Consider the following 1,925-nt stretch of genomic DNA (forward strand, 5'->3'; position numbering starts at 1 on the left):
TAATTAATAGTTACCCAATGATGGTCAGATCGGCGTAAGGAAACGTAAATGACATGGAATCAAGGTGACCCAAAAGCAAAAAATCTGCTATTGAGCGAAACCAAACAGCGCTGTGTGGTTTCGCTGGAAGCTGCTGTTTTCTGATTTTTGCCCCCTTGAGTTTCACCTTCATTTATATGGCCGCTACGCGTCCGCGTGCAAATCATCGGATAACTACTCACTAGAGCGAACACTTCGTGTCGCTCACCTCGGTCGTTAGGACAACTCCAGAGAGAGAGCCATATGCTAGAAAATCTTCTGTCGCTCGGCCTGATTTCTCTAATAATGGTTGTCGGTTTTTTGCCAACATGACTCGCGACTTTATATTGGCTGCTGACCAAGCTTACAAATTATAATGACCATGGTTTTATGTTTAATCCAGTTCCTGTAATTGCTGTGACATCTTATGCTTCTGTAGTTGTTACGTTTTGCATGCTTCTCTTATATGCAATGGCACATTCAGGAGTCTAAAAATGGGAAAGGGTATAAAGAATCACCCTAACAAATCGCTCAAGTCATTCGCTTCGCTCACTGGGACCAGCTAAAACCGGCCCCTTAGCTTAATCGTTAGGTAGCTTATTCGTGCAATTCATTCGCACCACTAAAGCAACAGACTGGAAGCGACCAATCCCTTCAATCGTTGAGCGCATCGAAAGAGCACTTCTGAGTTTTATACCAAGAGCCAATCCTGGCTATGAATCGAAACTTCATCTAGTACATGAATGGCTAATAGAGTTTGACGACAGAGGTTTACCCAATCGTGAAATCGGTATAACCAAAAATGGCACACCGGTCATCGCGGGGCCAAATAAAGAAAACTATGGTTTCTGGCTTGATACCAACATGAGCATTGCTGATTTTTGCGATACCCCAATTACCAGGGATGAATTCGAAATAGCCTGGAAAGAAGCAGTAGAGAAGCTAAAATTTTGAGCGCCACCTAACTAGTGGTTCAAGTAGTTCGCTGCGGAAAAGGGGACGGGTTAGAGTCCGCCCCGTAACCAAATGTTATGTATTGGAATCATGAGCACAAATTACTCGAAGCAGTGGATGTCCTTTAGAGTAAGGCGAGGAATGTTTATAGCTGTATTTCTTTCCTGGATTATTATCGGGGCAAAAGTGTCACCATTACTAGAGAGCCTCACAGGCAGCAAGCACTCTGGGCTAATGGCGCTAGCTATTTATTTGCCAATATTTTTTATCTCTGGATATCGACTGATAAACTTTAAGTGCCCAAGATGCAAAAAACAGTACTCCAGCGTCAACTGGCTACTTGGCAGCAATAAATGCATGAATTGCGGTCTGGAAAAATGGCACGATGACACATAACAACTGGTGCAAACCGTTCGCTGCTTACTTTACTCGCACCTGGAACCATGTGCTCAAGCATACCAGCGCCTAGCTGCTTCCTGCGTGCTCGTTATCTCGTGCTGAATGGGTCAGCGTTTCGGTTGGCTTCGTAATTGGTAGGGTAGGGTTTGCTTGGTCTCTCTGCTACAGTCTTACCGCGTGGAGTCACAAGAAAATAAGTCCGTCTCCTTTTTTCAATCAAACGTTAGAGACCATTGTCATGGAAGATATTGAACTCAAAGCCCATGAGGCGTGGGGGGCTGGAAATTTAAATCTCGCTTTTGAACTCTTCTCAGAGGGGGCGCGCCAAGGCTTAGATGGTTGCATGTTGGATCTCGGCTATTTCTATGACGAGGGAGTTGGGATCGCCATAGATAAGAATCGGAAAAGGGGACAGATTTATTTATGGTGCAGCTCCACTGGTCTAAAAAAATTAATCTGTCCCCTTTTTTCCTTGCCCCCTTTTTTCCTGACCATGCGCTATGCCCATCTGGCGCCGGACTACCTCAAGGAAGCCATGGTGCTTGGACCGATCA

General features: G+C 45.0%; 2 protein-coding genes. Both read left to right on the forward strand.

What is annotated here, in order from left to right:
- The first annotated feature begins 621 nt into the window (after positions 1-621).
- A complete protein-coding gene (locus tag J0A65_RS22755) occupies positions 622-972 on the forward strand; it encodes a hypothetical protein (RefSeq protein ID WP_206596585.1) in 351 nt (116 codons plus the stop codon).
- Positions 973-1,609: 637 nt separating this feature from the next.
- On the forward strand, positions 1,610-1,925 hold a 316-nt coding region (locus J0A65_RS22760; protein WP_206596586.1), incomplete at its 3' end, for a hypothetical protein.

Source organism: Bowmanella yangjiangensis, assembly GCF_017255015.1.
In the GTDB taxonomy this organism is placed as follows: domain Bacteria; phylum Pseudomonadota; class Gammaproteobacteria; order Enterobacterales; family Alteromonadaceae; genus Bowmanella; species Bowmanella yangjiangensis.